The organism is Planococcus soli, from assembly GCF_016881065.1.
In the GTDB taxonomy this organism is placed as follows: Bacteria; Bacillota; Bacilli; order Bacillales_A; family Planococcaceae; genus Planococcus; species Planococcus soli.
In genome coordinates, this window is sequence record NZ_WXYN01000016.1 from 443,343 (window position 1) to 464,829 (window position 21,487).

Annotated in this window: 21 protein-coding genes; 20 read left to right on the forward strand and 1 reads right to left on the reverse strand. The window is 48.2% G+C overall.

The features are described 5' to 3' along the window. The 18 genes from GJB59_RS09910 to pyrG all read left to right on the forward strand — a co-directional run bounded on the left by GJB59_RS09910 (window position 1) and on the right by pyrG (window position 19,607). The gene (locus GJB59_RS09910) at window positions 1-1,458 is read left to right on the forward strand and encodes a cobyric acid synthase (RefSeq protein WP_142827101.1); all 1,458 of its coding nucleotides are present in this window, start codon (window positions 1-3) and stop codon (window positions 1,456-1,458) included. Continuing rightward, window positions 1,455-2,225, forward strand: coding sequence for an adenosylcobinamide-GDP ribazoletransferase (gene cobS, locus GJB59_RS09915; protein WP_142827102.1), 771 nt, complete (start codon window positions 1,455-1,457; stop codon window positions 2,223-2,225). The genes GJB59_RS09910 and cobS overlap by 4 nt, the downstream gene beginning before the upstream one ends. Further along, entirely contained in the window at window positions 2,198-2,782 is a 585-nt protein-coding gene (locus tag GJB59_RS09920; protein ID WP_142827103.1) for a histidine phosphatase family protein, read from the forward strand. The genes cobS and GJB59_RS09920 overlap by 28 nt, the downstream gene beginning before the upstream one ends. Further along, window positions 2,734-3,126 (forward strand): bifunctional adenosylcobinamide kinase/adenosylcobinamide-phosphate guanylyltransferase, encoded by a 393-nt coding sequence (locus GJB59_RS09925; protein WP_142827104.1) that lies wholly within the window; start codon window positions 2,734-2,736, stop codon window positions 3,124-3,126. The genes GJB59_RS09920 and GJB59_RS09925 overlap by 49 nt, the downstream gene beginning before the upstream one ends. A gap of 293 nt (window positions 3,127-3,419) precedes the next feature. Further along, entirely contained in the window at window positions 3,420-4,010 is a 591-nt protein-coding gene (locus GJB59_RS09930) for a cob(I)yrinic acid a,c-diamide adenosyltransferase (protein WP_142827105.1), read from the forward strand. A gap of 1 nt (window position 4,011) precedes the next feature. Beyond that, window positions 4,012-4,494: an ECF transporter S component gene (locus GJB59_RS09935; protein WP_142827106.1), complete on the forward strand. Its 483-nt coding sequence runs from the start codon at window positions 4,012-4,014 to the stop codon at window positions 4,492-4,494. Then, entirely contained in the window at window positions 4,484-5,161 is a 678-nt protein-coding gene (locus tag GJB59_RS09940) for an alpha-ribazole-5-phosphate synthase (protein WP_142827107.1), read from the forward strand. The genes GJB59_RS09935 and GJB59_RS09940 overlap by 11 nt, the downstream gene beginning before the upstream one ends. Window positions 5,162-5,438: 277 nt before the next feature. Beyond that, window positions 5,439-7,574, forward strand: a complete 2,136-nt coding sequence (locus GJB59_RS09945) for a (Fe-S)-binding protein (protein ID WP_142827108.1) — start codon at window positions 5,439-5,441, stop codon at window positions 7,572-7,574. 226 nt (window positions 7,575-7,800) lie between these two features. Beyond that, window positions 7,801-8,994, forward strand: a complete 1,194-nt coding sequence (locus GJB59_RS09950) for an acetyl-CoA C-acetyltransferase (RefSeq protein ID WP_142827109.1) — start codon at window positions 7,801-7,803, stop codon at window positions 8,992-8,994. Between the two features lie 2 nt (window positions 8,995-8,996). Then, on the forward strand, window positions 8,997-9,848 hold the full coding sequence (locus tag GJB59_RS09955) for a 3-hydroxybutyryl-CoA dehydrogenase (RefSeq protein ID WP_142827110.1): 852 nt from the start codon (window positions 8,997-8,999) through the stop codon (window positions 9,846-9,848). 17 nt (window positions 9,849-9,865) lie between these two features. Beyond that, a complete protein-coding gene (locus tag GJB59_RS09960; protein WP_142827111.1) occupies window positions 9,866-11,002 on the forward strand; it encodes an acyl-CoA dehydrogenase in 1,137 nt (378 codons plus the stop codon). Window positions 11,003-11,017: 15 nt separating this feature from the next. After that, a complete protein-coding gene (locus GJB59_RS09965; protein ID WP_142827112.1) occupies window positions 11,018-12,157 on the forward strand; it encodes an acyl-CoA dehydrogenase in 1,140 nt (379 codons plus the stop codon). Between the two features lie 15 nt (window positions 12,158-12,172). Beyond that, the gene (locus GJB59_RS09970; RefSeq protein ID WP_142827113.1) at window positions 12,173-12,814 is read left to right on the forward strand and encodes a TetR/AcrR family transcriptional regulator; all 642 of its coding nucleotides are present in this window, start codon (window positions 12,173-12,175) and stop codon (window positions 12,812-12,814) included. Between the two features lie 5 nt (window positions 12,815-12,819). Beyond that, complete coding sequence (gene icmF / locus GJB59_RS09975; protein ID WP_142827114.1) at window positions 12,820-16,071, forward strand: fused isobutyryl-CoA mutase/GTPase IcmF; 3,252 nt, start codon at window positions 12,820-12,822, stop codon at window positions 16,069-16,071. Between the two features lie 20 nt (window positions 16,072-16,091). Continuing rightward, window positions 16,092-16,280, forward strand: coding sequence for a hypothetical protein (locus GJB59_RS09980; RefSeq protein ID WP_142827115.1), 189 nt, complete (start codon window positions 16,092-16,094; stop codon window positions 16,278-16,280). A gap of 776 nt (window positions 16,281-17,056) precedes the next feature. After that, complete coding sequence (locus GJB59_RS09985; RefSeq protein WP_185960002.1) at window positions 17,057-17,218, forward strand: hypothetical protein; 162 nt, start codon at window positions 17,057-17,059, stop codon at window positions 17,216-17,218. A 62-nt stretch (window positions 17,219-17,280) separates the two neighbouring features. Continuing rightward, window positions 17,281-17,850 carry a DNA-directed RNA polymerase subunit delta gene (gene rpoE / locus GJB59_RS09990; protein WP_142827116.1) on the forward strand — a complete coding sequence of 190 codons (570 nt, stop codon included), beginning with the start codon at window positions 17,281-17,283 and terminating at the stop codon, window positions 17,848-17,850. A gap of 158 nt (window positions 17,851-18,008) precedes the next feature. Beyond that, complete coding sequence (gene pyrG / locus GJB59_RS09995) at window positions 18,009-19,607, forward strand: CTP synthase (protein WP_142827117.1); 1,599 nt, start codon at window positions 18,009-18,011, stop codon at window positions 19,605-19,607. A gap of 56 nt (window positions 19,608-19,663) precedes the next feature. Here the strand turns inward: pyrG and GJB59_RS10000 are convergent, their stop codons facing one another. Further along, window positions 19,664-20,140 (reverse strand): DUF2529 family protein, encoded by a 477-nt coding sequence (locus tag GJB59_RS10000; protein WP_142827118.1) that lies wholly within the window; start codon window positions 20,138-20,140, stop codon window positions 19,664-19,666. Between the two features lie 46 nt (window positions 20,141-20,186). Here GJB59_RS10000 and GJB59_RS10005 point away from each other — a divergent pair, with 46 nt between their 5' ends. Together GJB59_RS10005 and GJB59_RS10010 are read left to right on the forward strand one after the other, a co-directional pair. Further along, a complete protein-coding gene (locus GJB59_RS10005) occupies window positions 20,187-20,546 on the forward strand; it encodes a response regulator (protein ID WP_142827119.1) in 360 nt (119 codons plus the stop codon). Window positions 20,547-20,629: 83 nt separating this feature from the next. Continuing rightward, entirely contained in the window at window positions 20,630-21,487 is an 858-nt protein-coding gene (locus GJB59_RS10010; protein WP_142827120.1) for a class II fructose-bisphosphate aldolase, read from the forward strand.

Genomic DNA, 21,487 nt, shown 5'->3' on the forward strand with positions numbered 1-21,487 from the left:
ATGCGCGGAATAATGATTCAAGGAACCGCTTCAGATGTTGGGAAAAGCATGATCTGTACAGCTTTTTGCCGCATTTTTTCTGATCAGGGACTCCAAGTGGCACCTTTCAAGTCACAGAACATGTCGAACAATTCTTATGTGACAGCAAGGGGCGAAGAAATTGGCCGTGCGCAAGGTGTTCAGGCAGAAGCGGCTCGGACGTTGGCAACCGCAAACATGAATCCGATTTTGTTGAAGCCTGAAAGTGATATGAAGTCGCAAGTCGTCCTGTTCGGGAAAAAACTGGAGACCATGGACGGCATGGATTACCGGACGCATTTTTACGAAAAAGGACTGGCAGCAATTGATCTGGCACTGTCGAATTTGGCCCGTGATTTTACCCATTTGGTCATCGAAGGAGCTGGCAGCCCGGCCGAAGTCAACTTGAACGACCGGGAGCTGGTCAACATGGCGGTAGCAAGTCGTGCAGATGTGCCGGTCATTCTGGTTGCAGACATTGAACGGGGCGGTGTGTTCGCATCGATTGTCGGGACGCTCGCCTTGATGCCGGAACGGGAACGGGTGAAAGGCCTGATCATCAATAAATTCCGTGGCGATGTCCGGCTTTTTGAAGATGGCATCCGTTTTCTGGAATCCTATACGGGCATTCCGGTGCTGGGAGTCATTCCCCATATGCCCAGCCACGAAATCGAGCAGGAAGATTCGCTTGGTGTTCCGGCTGTACAGCAAGTATCCAAAGTTGAAAATGCGATTGAACTGGTTGTTTGCCGGCATCCTTACATTTCAAATTTCACGGATATCGAACCGTTCTTGAACGAACCGGACATAACCATTCGTTGGGCAGGGACGGTCGATGAGATTGGATGTCCCGATATTCTTTTGGTGCCAGGCACAAAAAGCACCATTGCAGATATGCGTTACTGGAAGGAGCAGGGGCTGGAAAATAAACTCCAGGCATTGAAGGGAAGCACTTGGATCGTTGGTTTATGCGGTGGGTTTCAGATGTTTGCTGACACATTATCGGATCCGGAAGGACATGACGGCATCAAAGCTGAAATCGAAGCTGGCTTTGGCTTGGTCCCCAACATGCACGTTCATTTTGAAAAACAGAAAGTTGTCCAACGAACGAGTGGCATAGTTAAGTTTCCAAATACGGAGGTAAGGGTGGCAGGTTACGAAATTCATCACGGCGTCATCACGGGAACTGCCTATCCACTCATTGAAAGCGAAGATTTTACAGAAGGCTATTTTCATGATCGGCTTTTGGGTACGCACCTGCACGGGTTTTTCCGTGATCCCCGTTGCCGTACCGCATTCCTGGCGCCAATCCGGAAACGAAAGAACCTGCCGGAACCATTGCCTGAAACAGTGGGCGATCCTTTTGACCGCTGGGCCAAGCATGTGAAAGGGCATTTGGACTGGCAAAAAGTCGAACAGATCATGGAGGCGGACCGATGAACCGGCAACTGGGAACAGGATTTTTATTGGCGCTTCAGTTTTTCTCGGTGATTCCGGTTAAAAAGCAATTGCCGATGGAAAAATTCCATCTCACTCTAATGTTTGCGATGCTTCCTGTCCTGGGTCTGTTATTTGGCAGCGTGATGGCAGCATCGGTATGGCTGCTTCGGGAAACGACTGACGTCAGTTCGCTGTTGATCGGCTTTGCGGTTGTGGTGATCGGCATAGCGCTAAGCGGGGGCTTGCATTTGGACGGATTGGCGGATACGGCGGATGCTTATTTTTCTTACCAGGACCGGGAAAAACGGTTGGAAATCATGGGCGATCCGCGGATTGGTGCTTTTGGGACCATGGTTTTGCTGCTGGCGATTGTCGGAAAAATTATTATCGCTGCCGAATCCATACACGCTGCTTCGCTGGTGTTGGTTTTAGTTATTCCGGTATTGTCGAGAATCGGTTTAATGGCCCTGTTCAGTTCAACCTCTTCCGCGAAGCCAAACGGACTGGCAGCATTTTTTCAGCAACGGACAGACCAACGGATACTGCGGCTAACTGCAATGGTCTTTATGGTTATCCTTTTAGCTGCAGTGATTTCGATTGCAAACGTTTGGGTTGCGTTCGTTTTATTGGTGATGCTGCTCGTTTCGCTTTGGCTCTACCGCGCTTGGTGCCTGAAAAACTTCGGCGGGGTGACAGGTGACCTTTTCGGTGCTTATGTGGAAGGAGTGGAAATTTTACTATGGACGAGTCTTTTGTTCTTCGTTTAATACGGCATGCTCCGACTAGAGGCAATCAGCAAAAACGTTACGTCGGCTGGACCGACGAAGCAATTCTGCCGTTTGGAGCAGAGCCGGATTTGCAGCTGAAAATGGTCATGGGCAGTGATTCGAAGCGCTGCCGGCAAACGGCAGCTGTGCTGTTTCCGAATGCGGTCTACCGGGCAAACCGCGATTTGCGGGAATGCCATTTCGGACAATGGGAAATGAAAACCTATGAGGAGCTGAAGGACAATCAGTTGTACCGCAGCTGGATTGATGACCCATGGCATATCAAACCGCCCGGCGGTGAAAGCCTCGCACATATGGCGGAGCGTGTCGAACGCGGCATACGAAAACTTCCCGATGATCGAGAAGTTACGCTGGTTCTCCACGGAGGACCGATCCGCTATCTGATTGCTGAAGCATTGGGTGAAAAGTTTCAAGATCAAACTGCGCTGCACGGAGGCTGCCATACGTTAACTTGGCAAAACCGGCAAGCGTTCGAGGAGCGGGAATTATGCACATCGTTTTCGGTGGAGCCTTTAATGGCAAACGGCAATATGTGAGAGAGCAATTGAAAGATCAGCATGTCGACTGGACTGAAGGCCAGCTGCCCGATAAGAAAGATGCGGAAGCATTTATCGTCATCGCCGGTTTGGAGCATTGGGTGAGACAGCAGCTCGAAAAAGGTTTTTCAGAACAACAATTGATGGAGCAAGTGAAAAGTTCGCTGAGTCAAGGACAAGCTCAGCAAACTTGGGTTTTAACGGACCTGAATCGAGGCATCGTGCCGACCGAGCGGATCGAACGTGAAATGCGTGACGTTCTCGGCCGTCTGTATCAATTCCTATTTGCCGAAGCCAAGGACATTACACGCATCTGGTATGGCATTCCACAAAAGATAAAATGAGAGTTGGATACATTGGACTAACAAACATTTATTGGAGAATATCTGCCAGTAAATGAGTGAAGAAATATAGGGGGCTATTGAGTAACTCCATATTAGCGCCGGCGCGTCCACGGGCTAGGCGAAGTAAGGAGACAGGTGCTTTTCCTGGCTTCTTGCGGGAGCCATGCCCAAAGCGGCCGAAGCGATTTAGAACATGATGATTCTTAAATTCAACTTTTATAATTGATTCAGACGAACTTTGATAGACAGTGCATTCACTGTCTGTCAAAGCACAAGAAAAGGGGCGGATCAAGATGAAGATTTACACGAAAACCGGAGACAAAGGGCAAACGAGTTTAATCGGAGCGCGCACGGACAAAGATGCACCGCGCGTTGAGGCATACGGCACCATTGACGAAGTAAATTCATTTATCGGCAAAGCGATGACCGAATTGGCTCCGGATAAATACGCTGATTTGCTCGAAGATTTAGAAGCCATCCAAAACGAATTATTCGACTGCGGCGGCGATTTGGCCGATGTCCGCAAAGAACCCAATTACAAAATGACGGAAGCGCCTGTCGAAGTACTGGAAAAGCGCATCGATCAATTGATGGAAGAACCGCCATTGCTCGAACGGTTTATTTTGCCGGGAGGTTCTCCTGCAGCTGCGACGCTGCACATTGCGCGTACCATTACACGCCGTGCTGAACGCCAAACGGTGACCTTGATGAGATCAGGAGAAGATTTTCCGTTAGTCGTCCAACGCTATTTGAACCGTCTGTCCGATTATTTGTTCGCTGCCTCCCGTGTCGTCAATTCACGTGCCGGTGTGCCGGACAATGAATATGTGCGCAGTGCCAAGGTGTTCAAGAACGGCGGCCGCAGCAAAAAGTCGGTGGAATAGGATGTCGACCAGAAAACTGGCGCTTGCCGCGTTATTCGTCAGCTTATCCGCAATCGGGGGAATGATTAAGATCCCGTTCGGCATCACATCCATCGCACTGGATTCGATGCCGGCACTGGTAGCGGTGCTGTTCTTTTCGGCACCGCTGGCCGGAACCATTGCTGCATTCGGCCATTTGATTTCGGCATTATTCGGCGGCATGCCCCTTGGGCCATTTCACTTGATCATTGCAGCTGAGATGTGGGGAGTAGTGTGGTTGTTTGCAAAACTGCACCAAGCCGGCAAACTCTGGTTGAAATGGCCAGCGTTCATCATCGGCAATGGAGTGCTCGCGGCAGTACCTTTTTATTTTCTGTTGTCGCCAGCATTTTTTTATGCATCGGTACCAGGCTTAGTGATTGCTGCTTCCATTAATGCTGGAATTGCGGCTCTCTTAATGCCCTATGTGCTGAAAGTCCATGGAGGTTCGCTGCATGCGTCATGAACTGCTAATAGAGGGCTTGGTCATTACTTCGGATAATTCAGCGGCAATCGGAGAAAAACTGCAGGATGCTGTGTCCGCTCCTGATTCGGTGACTGCCAAGTTTGCGGCACGGGTGGCGCTGCTCGAGCAATGGGCAGCGGGCAGCGAACCGCAGGCAGTCCTGATCCATAATTTCAGCGGGGCCGATCAATGGAATGCTTATTTGGCAGGACTTGCCGAACTTTTCGCTGAATCGGAGACAGTGCTGCCTCCGATTTCCGGGAGTACGGAAACCAATATGCCGACGCTGCAATCCGGCATTGCTGTGACGATGATCGGCAAGCAGAATAGGGACCTTGCGCCAGCTGAATCTCTGTGCTGGTTTGTCTACGGAGTCCCGCTTGTCGGCGAAGAAGTTCTGACCAAGACAGACCAAGTAGCCGATCTGGGACTCATTCAGAAAGCCTTGGACTCAGCTGTTATTGAGCGCATATGGCCGGTTGGTTCAAAAGGCATCGCGCAGGAGGCCGCCTTATTGATGGGCAGGCACGTGGAAGTTTCTACAGCTCTTGATATGAACTGTTCGGGAGGCCCGGCAACTTGTGTTCTCCTTGGCGTGAAGCCTGCAAACAAAGAAAGAGCGCAGCGCTATTTTGCGAAAAATCTTTTTTTGACGGAATTTAAATAGAGGAAGAGCATCATCCATTCTTTGGGTGATGTTTTTTCGTTTGCGGAAAGAAGGAGCAAAGCCGCTGTTCAGTGAGTTTCTTTCAGTAAACGCTTACCAATGTGCCTCTAACGCAGCAAGCAAAGGACTTTTATTTTTAAAATCATTTCTAAAATATAGGTTGACTGAATGCTCATTCATATTTTAATATAGAACATAGTATCGACAAGCTGTTGCTGTTCACGTAAACTTTGGGTAAGTAATTTCTAGAATTTACACACATAAGGGGGATCTCGCGATGGAGCCATTGCTGATTGCAAACTGGGTTTTATTCATAGCTGTAACCGCTTACGCCATTTATCTCTTCCTCTATTTATTGAAGTCGAGATATGATTTTATCCAGCTCGGCAAAAAAGTCGAGTTTGAAGAAAATTTCAACGAGCGTCTGCGTAAAGTCATGGTCAATGTTTTTGGACAAAAGAAATTGATGAAAGATAAGAAGAGCGGAACGATTCATGTCATGTTCTTCTACGGCTTCCTGTTGGTTCAGGCGAGCGCCATTGATTTTATTATCAAAGGCTTATCGCCGGATTCACATTTGCCGCTTGGTCCGCTCTACCCGGCCTTCACGTTTTTCCAGGAAATCGTCACATTGACGATTCTGGTAGCGGTAATCTGGGCATTCTACAGACGTTATATTGAAAAGCTTGTCCGCTTGAAGCGCGGTTGGAAAGCAGGGCTTGTGCTTATTTTCATCGGCGGGTTGATGGTGACGGTGCTGATCGGAAACGGGATGAGCATGATTTGGCACGGACACGAAGGTGTCTGGACCGAACCGGTTGCTTCGCTTGTCGCTGGTGCATTTGCCTGGATGCCTGAAGCTGCAGTTGTGACGGTTTTCTATGTCATGTGGTGGGCGCATCTGTTGTTCCTGCTGACATTCCTGGTTTACGTGCCGCAATCCAAGCATGCCCACTTGATCTTTGGACCCGTCAATACTTGGTTCCACAGAGTCGACCATGTCGGGCGCTTGAAGCCGATCAACTTTGAAGAAATGGAAGACGAAGAAGATCCGGATGCTATGCCATCATTTGGCGTCGGGAAAATCACCGACTTCACTCAAGGGCAGATGATCGATTTCTATGCTTGCGTAGAATGTGGCCGCTGCACCAATATGTGTCCGGCAACCGGTACAGGAAAAATGCTGTCGCCGATGGATCTGATTACGAAACTTCGGGACAATTTAACCAATACCGGTGCAGTCATGACACAGAAAAAACCTTGGGTGCCGGCAATGGCATTCAACAATACGCAAGGAAACCAATTGGCAATGGCTGCCGGTGCTGAAGGGATCACTATCGACGAACTTTACAGCCCAAGCCTGATCGGAGACGTCATTACAGAAGAAGAAATCTGGGCGTGTACGACATGCCGCAACTGTGAAGACCAATGTCCGGTCATGAACGAGCACGTAGACAAAATTATCGACCTTCGCCGTTACCTTGTTATGACTGAAGGGAAAATGGACAAAGATGCTCAACGCGCGATGACAAATATCGAAAAGCAGGGCAATCCTTGGGGCCTTAACCGCAAAGAAAAAGAAAACTGGAGAGATGCACGTCCAGATATCCATATTCCGACTGTTAAAGAAATGAACAAAGCCGGCGAAGAATTCGAATTCCTGTTCTGGGTTGGATCGATGGGTTCATTCGACAGCCGATCACAAAAAATCGCTTTGTCGTTTGCCCGTTTGATGAACGAAGCCGGTGTGAAGTTCGCGATTCTCGGCAATAAAGAAAAAAACTCGGGTGACACACCGCGCCGTCTCGGAAACGAATTCCTATTCCAGGAACTGGCGACTGGCAATATCAAAGAGTTCGAGAAAGCGGACATCAAGAAAATTGTAACGATCGATCCGCATGCCTATAATATCTTCAAAAACGAATACCCGGATTTCGGTTTCAAAGCCGAAGTTTATCACCATACCGAAATGCTGTTCGACCTGGTCCAAGAAGGCCGGTTGAAGCCGCAATTCCCGGTAAACGAACGAATCACCTTCCATGATTCCTGCTACCTCGGCCGCTATAATGATGTCTATGACGCACCGCGTGAGATATTGAAAGCGATCGAAGGCGTGGAATTGGTCGAAATGGTCCGTAACCGAGAAGACGGCATGTGCTGTGGAGCTGGCGGCGGAATGATGTGGATGGAAGAAGATGCAGGCCATCGCGTCAATGTTGCCCGTACCGAACAGGCACTCGAAGTCAGCCCGACCATGATTTCTTCCGGCTGCCCGTATTGCCTGACAATGTTGTCAGACGGTACGAAAGCCAAAGAAGTCGAAGAACAAGTTGGAACTTACGACGTAGCAGAGCTATTGGAGATGGCTGTCCTTGGCAATGAAACTCCGATGCCTGAAGAAATTGTCCAATAAAGCTCGTGGCAATAAATAATTGCTTAATAACAGAAAATTGAGTAGAATAATATCATAAGAAGAAAAAAGAAAGGGAGTAAAGTGCTCCCTTTTCTTTTGCATTAAAACCGAGCGAGCGTTCAGTCAATCAGTTCGAGCTTTTAAGAAATGTATAAAACTTAGTGATTATATTTTTTTGATGTAATTGAAACCGTTTACAAAAAGCGCAAAGGGGAGAAAAATCATCATGGCAAAAACAGTCATCATTGATGGGGCACGTACAGCATTCGGTAAATTCGGGGGAAGTTTGAGCACCTTGGCCGCAAGTGAACTGGGAGCGGAAGCGATCAAAGCGGCAATGAGCCGCGCAGCGATCCAACCGGAAGATGTTCAGGAAGTTATCATGGGCAACGTTTTGCAGGCAGGGCAAGGGCAGATCCCTTCCCGTCAGGCAGCGTCAAAAGCAGGCATTCCTTACAGCGTCAAATCTGAAACCATAAATAAAGTCTGTGCATCCGGCATGCGCAGCGTTACCTTGGCAGACCAGATCATCCGCTTAGGGGATGAAGAAGTCATTGTTGCAGGCGGCATGGAATCCATGTCCAACGCGCCTTACTACTTGCCAAAAGCACGCTGGGGATTGCGCATGGGAGATGCTCAAGCCGTTGATGGCATGGTGCATGATGGCTTGTCCTGCTCGTTCCATCCGGACAAAGTTCATATGGGGACTTACGGAAATTCGACCGCCGAAGACTTTGGCCTGACGCGCGAAGCGCAGGATGAATGGTCGGCCCGTTCTCATGAACGCGCCATCCAAGCGAAGGATCTGTTCGCAGAAGAGATTGTCGCTATCGATATTCCTCAGCGCAAAGGAGATCCAATCACAGTTGATGTGGATGAAGCTCCGCGTGCGAACTCGACAATTGATGCGTTGGCGAAACTGAAGCCGGCATTCGGCAAAGACGGCACAATTACTGCAGGAAACGCACCTGGAATCAATGACGGTGCAGTGGCACTTGTACTGATGAGCGAAGAGCGTGCTCAGAATGATAGAAAAAACGTATTGGCGCACATTTTGGCCCACACAGAAGTGGCGATCGAACCGCACCGATTCCCGGAAACGCCTGGAATCGTCATCAATGAATTATTAAAGAAAACCGGCAAATCGCTTGATGAAATAGATCTGTTTGAAATAAATGAAGCATTTGCGGCAGTCGCACTCGCAAGCTCGAAAATCGCTAATTTAGACCCTGAAAAAGTAAATGTCAACGGCGGCTCTGTAGCACTTGGACACCCGATCGGTGCAAGCGGTGCACGCATCATCCTGACATTGGCTTACGAGTTGAAACGCCGCGGCGGCGGCATTGGCATCGCAGCCATCTGCTCAGGCGGTGGACAAGGCGACGCCATTATGATTGAAGTTCCTAAGGAGGCAAAATAAGCATGTCGATTCAAAGTGTAATGGTCATTGGCGCCGGACAAATGGGTTCCGGCATCGCACAAGTTTGTGCGCAAGCAGGATTGAAAGTGAAATTGAATGATATGAAACAGGAAGCATATGAGCGTGGAATCGGGACAATCACCAAAAACCTGTCGCGCAATGTCGAAAAAGGCCGCATGAGGGAAGAGGAAAAAACAGCGGTCCTTGGACGCATCACGCCGTCACTTGATTTAAAGGATGCGCACGATGTTGACATTGTCATCGAAGCGGCTGTCGAAAACATGGCCATCAAGCACAGCATTTTCAAAACGCTGGACGAAGTGGCACCAAAGCACGCTATCTTGGCAACTAATACATCATCCTTGCCGATTACGGAAATCGCGGCAGTCACCAATCGCCCGGAGCAGGTCATCGGCATGCATTTCATGAACCCGGTACCGGTGATGAAGTTAGTAGAGATTATCCGAGGCTTGGCAACTTCAGATGAAGTTTATAAAAAAGTGGAAGAAATGACGTTGCAGCTTTCTAAAACACCCGTAGAAGTAAACGACTTCCCAGGATTTGTGGCAAACCGCATCCTGATGCCGATGATCAACGAAGCGATTTTCACCCTTCAGGAAGGTGTCGCAACCAAAGAAGCGATTGACGACATCATGAAGCTCGGCATGAACCATCCAATGGGGCCGCTGCAATTGGCTGACTTTATCGGACTGGATACCTGCCTTTATATCATGGAAGTGCTGCACGAAGGCTTCGGCGACAGCAAATACCGGCCGAGCCCGTTATTGCGCCAATACGTGAAAGCCGGCTGGCTCGGCAAAAAAACCGGACGCGGTTTCTACGATTACACTTAATATTAGGGGGAACCGCAATGGATTTGCACTTTACAGATGAACAGCTTATGATGCGCAACATGGTGCGAGATTTCGCAAAAGAGGAAATTACACCGTTTATCGAAAACATGGAAAACGGCGAATTTCCAACGGCAATTATAAAGAAAATGGGCGAACTGGGCTTGATGGGGATTACTGCCCCTGAAAAATACGGCGGCTCGGAAATGGATTTCGTTTCCTATATCACAGCCATTCACGAACTCTCGAAAGTGAGCAGCGTAGTTGGTGTGATCTTGTCAGTCCATACGTCGGTTGGAACCAACCCAATCCTGAACTTTGGGTCGCAGCAGCAAATCGAGAAATACGTGCCAAAGCTGGCAAGCGGCGAATATCTCGGGGCTTTCTGTTTAACAGAACCCGCGGCAGGTTCTGACGCGGCAAGCCTGAAAACCAAAGCGGTTCTGGACGGTGATGACTATGTCTTAAACGGTTCGAAAGTCTTTATTACCAACGGTGGAGCAGCAGATACCTACATCGTTTTTGCTTCCACAAAACCTGCTGCAGGCTCCCGTGGAATTTCAGCTTTTATTGTTGAAAAAGACACACCAGGCTTGGTCATCGGAAAAAATGAAAAGAAAATGGGGATGCACGGTTCGAAAACGGTCCAATTGACTTTCGAAAACATGCGGGTGCCAGCTGAAAACCTATTGGGCACAGAAAACAAAGGGTTCAGCATCGCGATGGCAAATTTAAATGTTGGACGGATCGGCATCGCGGCACAAGCACTTGGCATCGCTGAAGCGGCATACGAATACGCAGTTGCCTACGCCAAAGAGCGTGTGCAATTCGGTAAACCCATCGCTCAGCAGCAAGGGATCGGCTTCAAGTTGGCGGATATGGCGACGCAGGTGGAAGCGGCGAAACTCTTGGTCTACAACGCAGCAGACCTGTATTCGAAAGGCAAAGAATGCAATAAGCAAGCTTCCATGGCAAAACTTTTCGCTTCAAAAGCAGCTATGGACGTCACAATCGAAGCCATTCAAGTATTCGGCGGCTACGGCTATACCAAAGACTATCCGGTCGAGCGCCTGTTCCGCGACGCTAAAGTGACGGAAATTTACGAAGGCACTAGTGAAATCCAACGAATCGTTATCAGCAAACAACTAATTAAGTAATTGGAGGAATGGAAAATGAATTTTCAACTGTCTGAAGAGCACGAAATGATCCGCAAAATGGTACGGGATTTCGCGAACAAAGAAGTGGCGCCAACAGCCGAAGAGCGTGACGAAGAAGAGCGCTTTGACCGTGAAATCTTTGATAAGATGGCCGAACTTGGTCTTACAGGCATTCCGTGGCCGGAAGAATACGGCGGCATCGGTTCAGATTATTTGGCGTATTGCATCGCAGTTGAAGAATTGTCACGCGTCTGCGCGTCAACGGGCGTTACATTGTCAGCACACACTTCACTTGCTGGATGGCCGGTCTATACATTTGGAACAGAAGAGCAAAAGCAAAAATACCTTCGCCCAATGGCTGAAGGCACAAAAATCGGTGCTTATGGTTTGACCGAGCCGGCTGCAGGATCTGATGCCGGTTCGATGCGTACTTCTGCAAAAGAAGACGGCGACCATTACGTGCTGAACGGTTCGAAAATTTTCATCACAAATGGCGGCATTGCAGACATCTATATCGTATTCGCAGTAACAGATCCGGAATCGAAGCATAAAGGCACAACAGCCTTCATCATTGAAAAAGACTTTGAAGGCTTCTCGGTCGGCAAAAAAGAGCGCAAGCTCGGCATTCGTTCAAGCCCGACAACAGAAATCATCTTCGATAACTGCCGTGTGCCGAAAGAGAACGTCCTGGGTGAACTTGGCCAAGGCTTCAAAATCGCTATGCAGACACTTGATGGCGGACGTAACGGCATCGCAGCACAGGCGGTCGGCATCGCACAAGGAGCGCTTGACGCCTCAATTGATTATGCAAAAGAGCGTGAGCAATTCGGCAAGCCGATCATGGTCAACCAAGGGGTTTCATTCAAATTGGCGGACATGGCGACTTCAATCGAAGCGTCCCGTTTGTTGACATACCAGGCGGCTTGGCTTGAGTCGAACAAGCTGTCCTATAGCAAAGAGTCGGCGATGGCGAAATTGATGGCCGGCGATACAGCTATGAAAGTGACAGTAGAAGCGGTTCAAGTATTTGGCGGCTATGGCTACACGAAAGACTACCCGGTCGAACGCTTTATGCGCGATGCAAAAATTACGCAAATTTATGAAGGCACACAGGAAGTTCAGCGTCTGGTTATTTCCCGGATGGTCACGAAATAAGCGGAGGGTTGCCTTATGAACAAAAAGCGTGAAATTGAGTCATCCGTGAAAGATGAAAGCCTGATCGAAAAGCGCCGCGAACAGATGATTCGCGGGGCTGTCACGCTTTTCAAGGAAAAAGGCTTTCACCGTACGACAACGCGGGAAATCGCCAAAGCAGCCGGTTTCAGCATTGGTACTTTGTACGAATATATCCGGACTAAAGAAGATGTGCTGTATCTCGTCTGTGATTCCATTTATGACGAAGTGCACACACGCTTGGACCGGCTTGATATCGAACAAGGTTCCATCACTGTCCTGGCGACGGCAATCGAACACTATTATACATTGATCGATGATATGCAGGATGAATTCGTGGTCATGTACCAGGAATCCAAATCACTGCCAAAAGACGCGTTAAGCTATGTGTTGGATAAAGAGCTTGAAATGGTGGCGATTTTTGAACGCCTGTTGACGCAATGCGTCGACAACAACGAAATCAAGATGACACCGAAAGAAGTAGCCATGGCTTCCCATCATATATTTGTACAGGGCCAGATGTGGGCATTCAGAAGGTGGGCATTGAACGATTTCACCATTCAGGAATTTATCGACATGCAAACCAAATTTCTCTTGCAGGGGATGGCAGGGGAAAATATCTCAATACAGGGGGCTTGATCATAATGGCTACAATTGAAGAAACGAAAACCTATCAGCCGAAAAACCATATCCGCTTTGTTACAGCTTCCAGTCTTTTTGACGGCCATGACGCGTCCATCAACATCATGCGCCGCATTCTGCAGGCGAGCGGTGCCGAAGTCATTCACTTGGGCCATAACCGGTCTGTAGAAGAAGTGGTCAATGCTGCAATCCAGGAAGATGTCCAGGGCATCTGCATTTCGTCTTACCAGGGCGGCCATATGGAATACTTCAAGTATATGCACGATTTACTGGAAGAAAAAGGCGCGTCGCACATCCGCATTTACGGCGGAGGCGGAGGCGTTATTTTGCCGCGTGAAATCAAAGAACTTGAAGCATACGGCATTGCCGGCATTTTTTCACCGGAAGACGGCCGCAAAAAAGGCCTGCAGGGAATGATTACGGAAATCGTCGAGGAATGTGATTTCTCAACGGTGAAAAAGGATCAACCTATCGAAAATCTGTCAACCGACGAACCAGTGGTGCTGGCGAACATCATTACAGCAGCAGAAGAAGCACATACGCGCGATACCGATACCGACGATCTCCTGAGAGCGGTTCGGGAACAGACGAAAAACACGCCGATTCTTGGTATCACGGGAACAGGTGGAGCCGGTAAAAGCTCGTTGACCGATGAATTGATTCGCCGTTTCCTGTCTGAACTTCCGGATAAGAAAATCGCGATACTTTCGATTGACCCGACCAAGCAGAAAACCGGTGGGGCGCTTCTTGGCGACCGGATCCGCATGAACGCCATTTTCAACAAGCGCGTCTTTATGAGAAGTTTGGCAACGCGCGGTTCGCGTTCTGAACTGTCCGGTGCTATTGGGGACGTATTGGATGTCGTCAAAGCGGCCGATTTTGATTTGATTGTGGTCGAAACGAGCGGGATTGGCCAAGGGGATGCGGAAATCGCAAACTTCTCGGACATTTCCATGTATGTCATGACCAGCGAATTCGGTGCACCGTCACAGCTTGAGAAAATCGACATGATCGATTACGCCGATTTGATTGTCATCAATAAATTTGAACGCAGCGGTTCGCAGGATGCGCTTCGCCAAGTGCAGAAGCAGTATCAGCGCAGCCATCTGCTGTGGGAAAAAGATTTGGACGACATGCCGGTATACGGCACGATTGCCAGCCAGTTCAACGATAAAGGGACCAACTCCCTGTTCGCGGCATTAGTCGCTACGGTCAATGAGAAATGCGGAACCGATTGGGAAACAGATTACGACAAATTTGTCAAAACCCAAAAAGAGAACCTGATCATACCGAACGACCGTCGCTATTATTTGCGCGAGCTGACGGATACGATCCGCGGCTATCATGCCAAAACGAAAGAGCAATCCGCCTTTGCGCGCCGCCTGTTCCAATTGGAAGGCGCCATAGAAGCAGTCAAAGAAAAAGCGCCGGATGATGCATTGGTCGCTTCACTCGAATCGCTGGCAGACGGCGTCCGTGATGAATTGACTTCAGAATCCAAACGCATTCTTGCCAACTGGGATGCCTTGAAAGAAATGTATGCCGGAGACGAATTCGTTACTTCGGTGCGCGACAGGGAAATCCGCACCATCCTGCGCACAGAAAGTTTGTCAGGCATTAAAGTGCCGCGCGTGGTGCTGCCGAAATTCGTTGATTACGGCGAGATTTTGTCATGGGTTTATTTGGAGAACGCACCGGGTTCATTCCCTTATACGGCAGGGGTATTCCCGTTCAAACGTGCCGGAGAAGATCCAAAGCGCCAATTTGCCGGCGAAGGAACACCTGAACGCACGAACCGCCGTTTCCATTATTTATCGAAGGACGACGATGCCAAACGATTGTCGACTGCATTTGACTCGGTGACGCTTTACGGCGAAGACCCGGATCACCGCCCGGATATTTACGGGAAAGTCGGCGAGTCGGGCGTATCGATCTGTACACTTGATGATATGAAGAAACTTTATGCAGGATTTGATTTGTGTGCACCATCGACTTCGGTTTCCATGACCATCAACGGACCGGCGCCGATCATCCTGGCGATGTTCATGAATACGGCCATTGATCAGCAGGTCAAGCTGAATGAAGAAAAACTGGGCCGCACATTGACGGTCGAGGAATTCACGGAAGTCCGTGAAAGCACGCTGCAGGTTGTGCGCGGAACTGTTCAAGCTGATATTCTGAAAGAAGACCAGGGCCAGAACACGTGCATCTTCTCGACCGAATTCGCGCTTCGTATGATGGGCGATATCCAGCAATACTTTATCGACCACAAAGTGCGCAATTACTACTCCGTCTCGATTTCGGGCTACCATATTGCCGAAGCAGGCGCGAACCCGATTTCGCAATTAGCGTTCACGCTGTCCAACGGCTTCACGTACGTGGAATATTATTTGAGCCGCGGCATGAACATCGATGACTTTGCGCCGAACCTTTCGTTCTTCTTCTCGAACGGACTGGATCCGGAGTATACCGTCATCGGCCGTGTGGCACGCCGCATTTGGGCAGTTGTCATGCGCGATAAATACGGCGCCAACGAACGCAGCCAGAAGCTGAAGTACCACGTCCAAACTTCCGGACGCAGCCTGCATGCGCAGGAAATCGACTTCAACGATATCCGCACGACGCTGCAAGCCTTGATGGCGCTGCAGGACAACTGCAACTCGCTGCACACCAATGCCTACGATGAAGCAATCACGACTCCGACGGAAGAATCGGTTCGCCGCGCGATGGCGATCCAGATGATCATCACCAAAGAGCACGGTTTGTCGAAAAACGAGAACCCGCTGCAAGGCGCGTTCATCATCGAAGAAATGACGCAATTGGTGGAAGAAGCGGTTCTGACGGAATTCGACCGCATCAACGACCGCGGAGGCGTCCTGGGCGCGATGGAAACACAATACCAGCGCGGCAAAATCCAGGAAGAATCCATGCATTATGAAATGAAAAAACACACAGGCGAATTGCCGATCATCGGAGTCAACACTTACTTGAACCCGAATCCACAATCGGACGACGACATCAACGCGATGGAAATCGCCCGCGCAACAGTGGAAGAAAAAGAAACACAAATCAACAACTTGCGCGCCTTCCAGGAACGCAATGACTCAGCCGAAGCCTTGGAGCGCCTCAAGCAAGCAGCGAAAACGGGCGGCAACATCTTTGAAGAGTTGATGGAAACCGTAAAAGTCGCAAGCCTCGGCCAAATCACCACCGCTTTGTATGAAGTAGGCGGGCAGTACAGACGGAATATGTAGGTAGAAAAGCGGATCCGCCCATGAAAGCCCCGACAGACTTAAGGCGACTTGGCGAAGCGGCATGTTTCCAGCCGCACAGCCAAAGCAGCTTACGACCCGAGGAGCAGGCTGGTGGAGCTGGACAAAGGAAAAGTGAAAGTGCCTGTTCAGCTCTGACAGGCATAAGGCGAACCGGCGAAGTGGCGTTCTTTGCCACACAGCCGGTTTGACTTATGACCCGAAGAGCTATGCACTTGCAACTGGACAAAGAAATGCGGATCCGCCCATGAAAGCCCCGACAGGCTTAAGGCGACTTGGCCAAGCGGCGTTTTTCAGCCGCACAGCCGAGTTGACTTAAGACCCCGAGGGGATGGGCGGAGGAGCTGGACAAAGAAAAGCGGATTCGCCCACAGAATTTAAGTTCGGGGAAAGAAAAGCAAAATAAAATACGATAAAAGTAAGCGGAATCCGTCTTCCAATGGATTTCGCTTACTTTTTTGTTGAGAATGTGAGCGGAATTTAGTTTTTGGCCGTTTGAACAAATTTATGGTCGCCTATAGGAATTTGCAGTCGTTCAAAAAGATTTATAGTCGTTCGGCTAAGTTAGGACCTAAAAGCCGAATGGATCAAAACACGAAAAAAACCGCCAAAGCCGGACTTTTCGCTTTTTTTGAGAAGAAAGGAATAGCTGATTTCCAAATTGGTGGGGTTTTTCATTGTTTTGAAAAGAGATATGCACGCTCAGAAGAAAATACGCACGCTCACAAGAAAATGTGCACGTTCAGCAAAAAATATGCACGCTCAGAGAGAAATATGCACGTTCAGCAGGAAAAACGCAAATTTAATTAAATTAAATCCAATAATTTTTTTCATTAAGAAAAATTTTCCAAAAGGTCAGAAATCAGGCTCCCGAAAGCTCATTCAAAGGCACGCCAGGTCGATATCTCACTGCTTTTTCTGTATACTAGAAGAATATGCACCGCAGAAACCAAGAAGGATGGATCCCATGCGCAAAGCTGTCCACTACATAATCATCATTATCTGTGTCATACTGATTTTCTTCCTGTACAATAAAGCTTTGGGATCGATTCCGTTTATGATTCTGGCGCTCTATTTGTTTTATTTCGGATGGAAACAAATAGATCCGAGAAAAAAGAAAACACGGTAGCGGAGACTAGGTTGTTTGTATATAATGAATTAAGTTAAGAAAGAAGAAGGGACGTGCACGGAATGAAAATTCGTGAATTATCTAAGGAAGAACTAATAGAAGAGTCATTTGTTGACTTAACATATGCTATGTTGGAAGAAACGCATGAAACAAAAACGTATGCTGAACTGGTTGCAGAAATCGAAAAGTTGCTGAACTTGTCTAAAGAGGATATGAAGGATCGCTTGGTTCAATTCTATACAGACTTGAATATTGACGGCCGCTTTTTGATTTTAGGCGAAAACCGCTGGGGTCTTCGTGAGTGGTATCCGGTTGAACAAATTGAAGAAGAATCAGCGCCGACTGTTAAAGCGCGCAAGAAGAAAGCCAAAGTGGCTGACGATGAAGGCTTTGACGATCTGGATGAATTGGCATTGGAAGACGAATTGGAGTTTGAGGACTTCGGTGAAGACGACGATGACGATGAAGACGATGAAGTGATCAAAGCACCGGTTGAAGTGGAAGTTCTCGACTTTGATGCGGACGATGATGACGAAGAAGATGTTGATGTCTTGGTCGAAGATTTGGACGGCAACATTATCGACGATGAAGATGACGACGATGACGAAGAAGAGGAAGATGACTTGAAGTAAACTGAACATTTTTTCACCTTGACTTATGAGGCCAGACTGGATAAGATTTTACTGGGCTCCTTAAAATAGGAGAGATGATTCGTACAGTTTACGCGCTCCCCCTGCATACGCAGCAGGTGGAGCGCTTTTTATTTTTACCATTCGAGGAGGAAGCAGGCATGACGAAGTATATATTTGTAACGGGTGGCGTTGTATCATCACTCGGTAAAGGGATTGTAGCAGCATCATTAGGGCGTTTATTGAAAAACAGAGGGTTGAATGTAACGATTCAAAAATTTGATCCGTACATCAATATCGACCCTGGAACAATGAGCCCATACCAGCATGGTGAAGTTTTTGTGACGGATGACGGGGCAGAGACGGATTTGGATCTTGGCCATTACGAACGTTTCATCGACATCAACTTAAACAAATACTCTAACGTAACAACAGGGAAAGTTTACTCGACTGTTATCCAAAAAGAACGCCGCGGCGATTACTTGGGTGGAACGGTTCAAGTCATTCCGCACATCACCAATGAAATCAAAGACCGTCTGTTGCGTGCTGCCAAAACAGCCAACGCGGATGTAGTCATCACGGAAATCGGCGGAACCGTCGGCGATATCGAATCATTGCCATTCCTCGAAGCGATTCGCCAAATGCGTTCAGATCTTGGGCGCGACGAAGTTATGTACGTCCACTGCACCTTGATTCCATATCTTGGAGCAGCGAAAGAAATGAAAACAAAACCGACACAGCATAGCGTGAAAGAACTTCGCAGCCTAGGCATTCAGCCAAACCTGATCGTCGTGCGCACAGAACACCCAGTGCCGCAGGACATGAAGGATAAAATTGCACTGTTCTGTGACATTAAGCCGGAAGAAGTAATCGAATCACGCGATGTTGACGTAATCTACGAAATGCCGCTTCGCCTTCAGGAACAGCATATGGATCAAATCGTCCTTGACCATTTCGGGATTGAAGCGCCAGAAGCGGACATGACGGAATTGAGTACGCTTGTTGATAAAGTGAAATCACTCAAAAACAGCGTACGCATTGGCCTAGTCGGAAAATATGTAGAATTGCAGGATGCGTATATTTCTGTCGTGGAATCGTTGAAGCATGCCGGTTTCGCATTCGATTCCGAAATCGAAGTGGATTGGATCAACGCCGAACACATTAATGCGGATAACGTAGCAGAAAAATTGAAAGACTGCGACGGCATCCTTGTTCCAGGTGGCTTCGGCGACCGCGGAGTTGAAGGGAAAATCGCAGCCACTCAATTTGCACGCGAAAACAACGTGCCGTTCTTTGGCATTTGCCTCGGGATGCAATTGGCTTCTGTCGAATTTGCCCGCAGCATCATGAACCTTGAAGGCGCACATTCTTCTGAATTGAACGCCAAAACGCCTTACCCGGTCATCGATTTGTTGCCAGAGCAAAAAGACATCGAAGATTTGGGCGGAACGCTTCGCCTTGGCTTATACCCGGCAAAACTTGAAAAAGGGTCAAAAGCGCACGAAGCTTATGGCGAGGAACTGGTTTACGAAAGACACCGCCACCGCTACGAGTTCAACAATGAATACCGCGAAGCATTCGAAAACGCTGGATTCAAATTTACAGGCACCAGTCCAGATGGCCGTCTGGTGGAAATTATCGAAGTTGCAGACCACCCATGGTTCGTGGCTTGCCAATTCCATCCGGAGTTTATTTCACGACCAAACCGTCCGCAGCCATTATTCCGTGAATTTGTAAAAGCATCGATTGCCAACAAATAAAGAAATGGCAAAAGCCTTCCCTTTTTCGAAGGGAAGGCTTTTCTGTATAAAGAAATCTATTCCGAGAGCAGTTTATCGATGCTCAGCTTAACAGCATAATAAATATAGAGTGCAGCCATGGCACGCGGAACCAAAACAGGATCGCCATCGTCCTGCAAAACGACGCTGTCCAAGGGCAGAAATGCGTCAGCTAATTCACTTTCATCTGACTGGGATGAAACTAATGCAAACGGGATACCGGCATCAGACAACCTTCCGGCCAGCTCATCGCCTTCTTTATTCGGTGCTAGGATCCAGACGCGATCGGTGCTGGTGACAATGCTGGAAGGCGACCATTCTGCTGCAGCCATCAATGGTTCTTCACTAAGTAGGGCAGCAGCCATCACGGCTTTCATTTCACCGAAGGCGGCGATAAAGATGGTGCCTTCCGAAACGGCGGCCTGTGCCAAGACGGCGGCTGTGCAGTCGATTTCCGGTTGCTTCTGTGACAGCCGCTCGAATAAACGTTTCAACTGAAAAGTTAGTGGATTCATAATCTTCACCTCGCAAAAAGTATAGCAGATAAAGGAGTGGCTCTACTTGAAAAGCATTTTGATTGTAGACGATCAACCAGGCATTCGGCTGTTATTAAAAGAAGTATTCAGTAAAGAAGGATATCAGGCGATTACAGCAGGCAGCGGAAATGAAGCCCTGGAAAAAGTACAGCAAACGTGTCCGGACATGGTTTTATTGGATATGAAAATTCCGGGAATGGATGGCATCGAAATCTTGAAGCGCTTAAAAAAAAGCTATCCCGATGTCCATGTCATCATGATGACCGCTTACGGCGAACTCGATCTTATTAAAGAATCGATGAAATGGGGAGCGGAGCGTTATTTTACCAAGCCGTTTGATGTCTTTGAAGTTCGTGACGCAGTTAGAGAGTTATTGGAACAGTAAGCAGCGAAGAGTAGCGTAAATACAGGGTTTTTGATATAGTATAAAAGATATTCGCTTTATACATTGCCGAGGAGGAATACTAAATGCCATTAGTTTCAATGAAAGAAATGATGATAAAAGGAAAACAAGAAGGATACGCAATTGGTCAATTCAATTTAAATAACCTGGAGTTCACTCAGGGCATCCTGCAAGCTGCACAAGAAGAGAATTCTCCAGTGATTTGTGGAGTTTCAGAAGGCGCAGCCCGTTACATGGGTGGATTTACGACAGTTGTTAATATTGTCAAAGGTTTGATGCATGACTATAAAATTACGGTTCCTGTGGCAATCCATTTGGATCACGGTTCAAGCTTTGAAAAATGTAAGGAAGCGATCGATGCTGGGTTCACATCAGTTATGATCGACGCATCTCACCATCCGTTTGAAGAAAACATCGAAATCACAAAACAAGTTGTCGAATATGCACGCAAACATAATGTTTCCGTAGAAGCGGAATTAGGAACTGTTGGCGGACAGGAAGATGACATCATTGCAGATGGCGTCATTTATGCTGATCCGCAGGAATGCAAGAAAATGGTCGATGAAACAGGAATCGACTGCCTGGCACCAGCACTGGGTTCAGTTCACGGTCCTTACAAAGGCGAACCAAACCTGGGCTTTGCAGAAATGGAAGAAATTTCACAGCTATGTGACGTGCCGCTTGTATTGCACGGTGGAACAGGAATTCCGTTAAAGGATATTCAACGCTCTGTTTCTCTTGGTACATCAAAAATCAATGTCAACACTGAAAGCCAGATTACATCTGCTCAAGCAGTCCGCGACAAATTGAACAGCGATCCGGATGTTTACGATCCACGCAAATACTTGGGGCCAGCCCGCGATGCTATCAAAAAGACTGTAATCGGCAAAATGCGTGAGTTCGGAAGTTCAGGAAAAGCATAA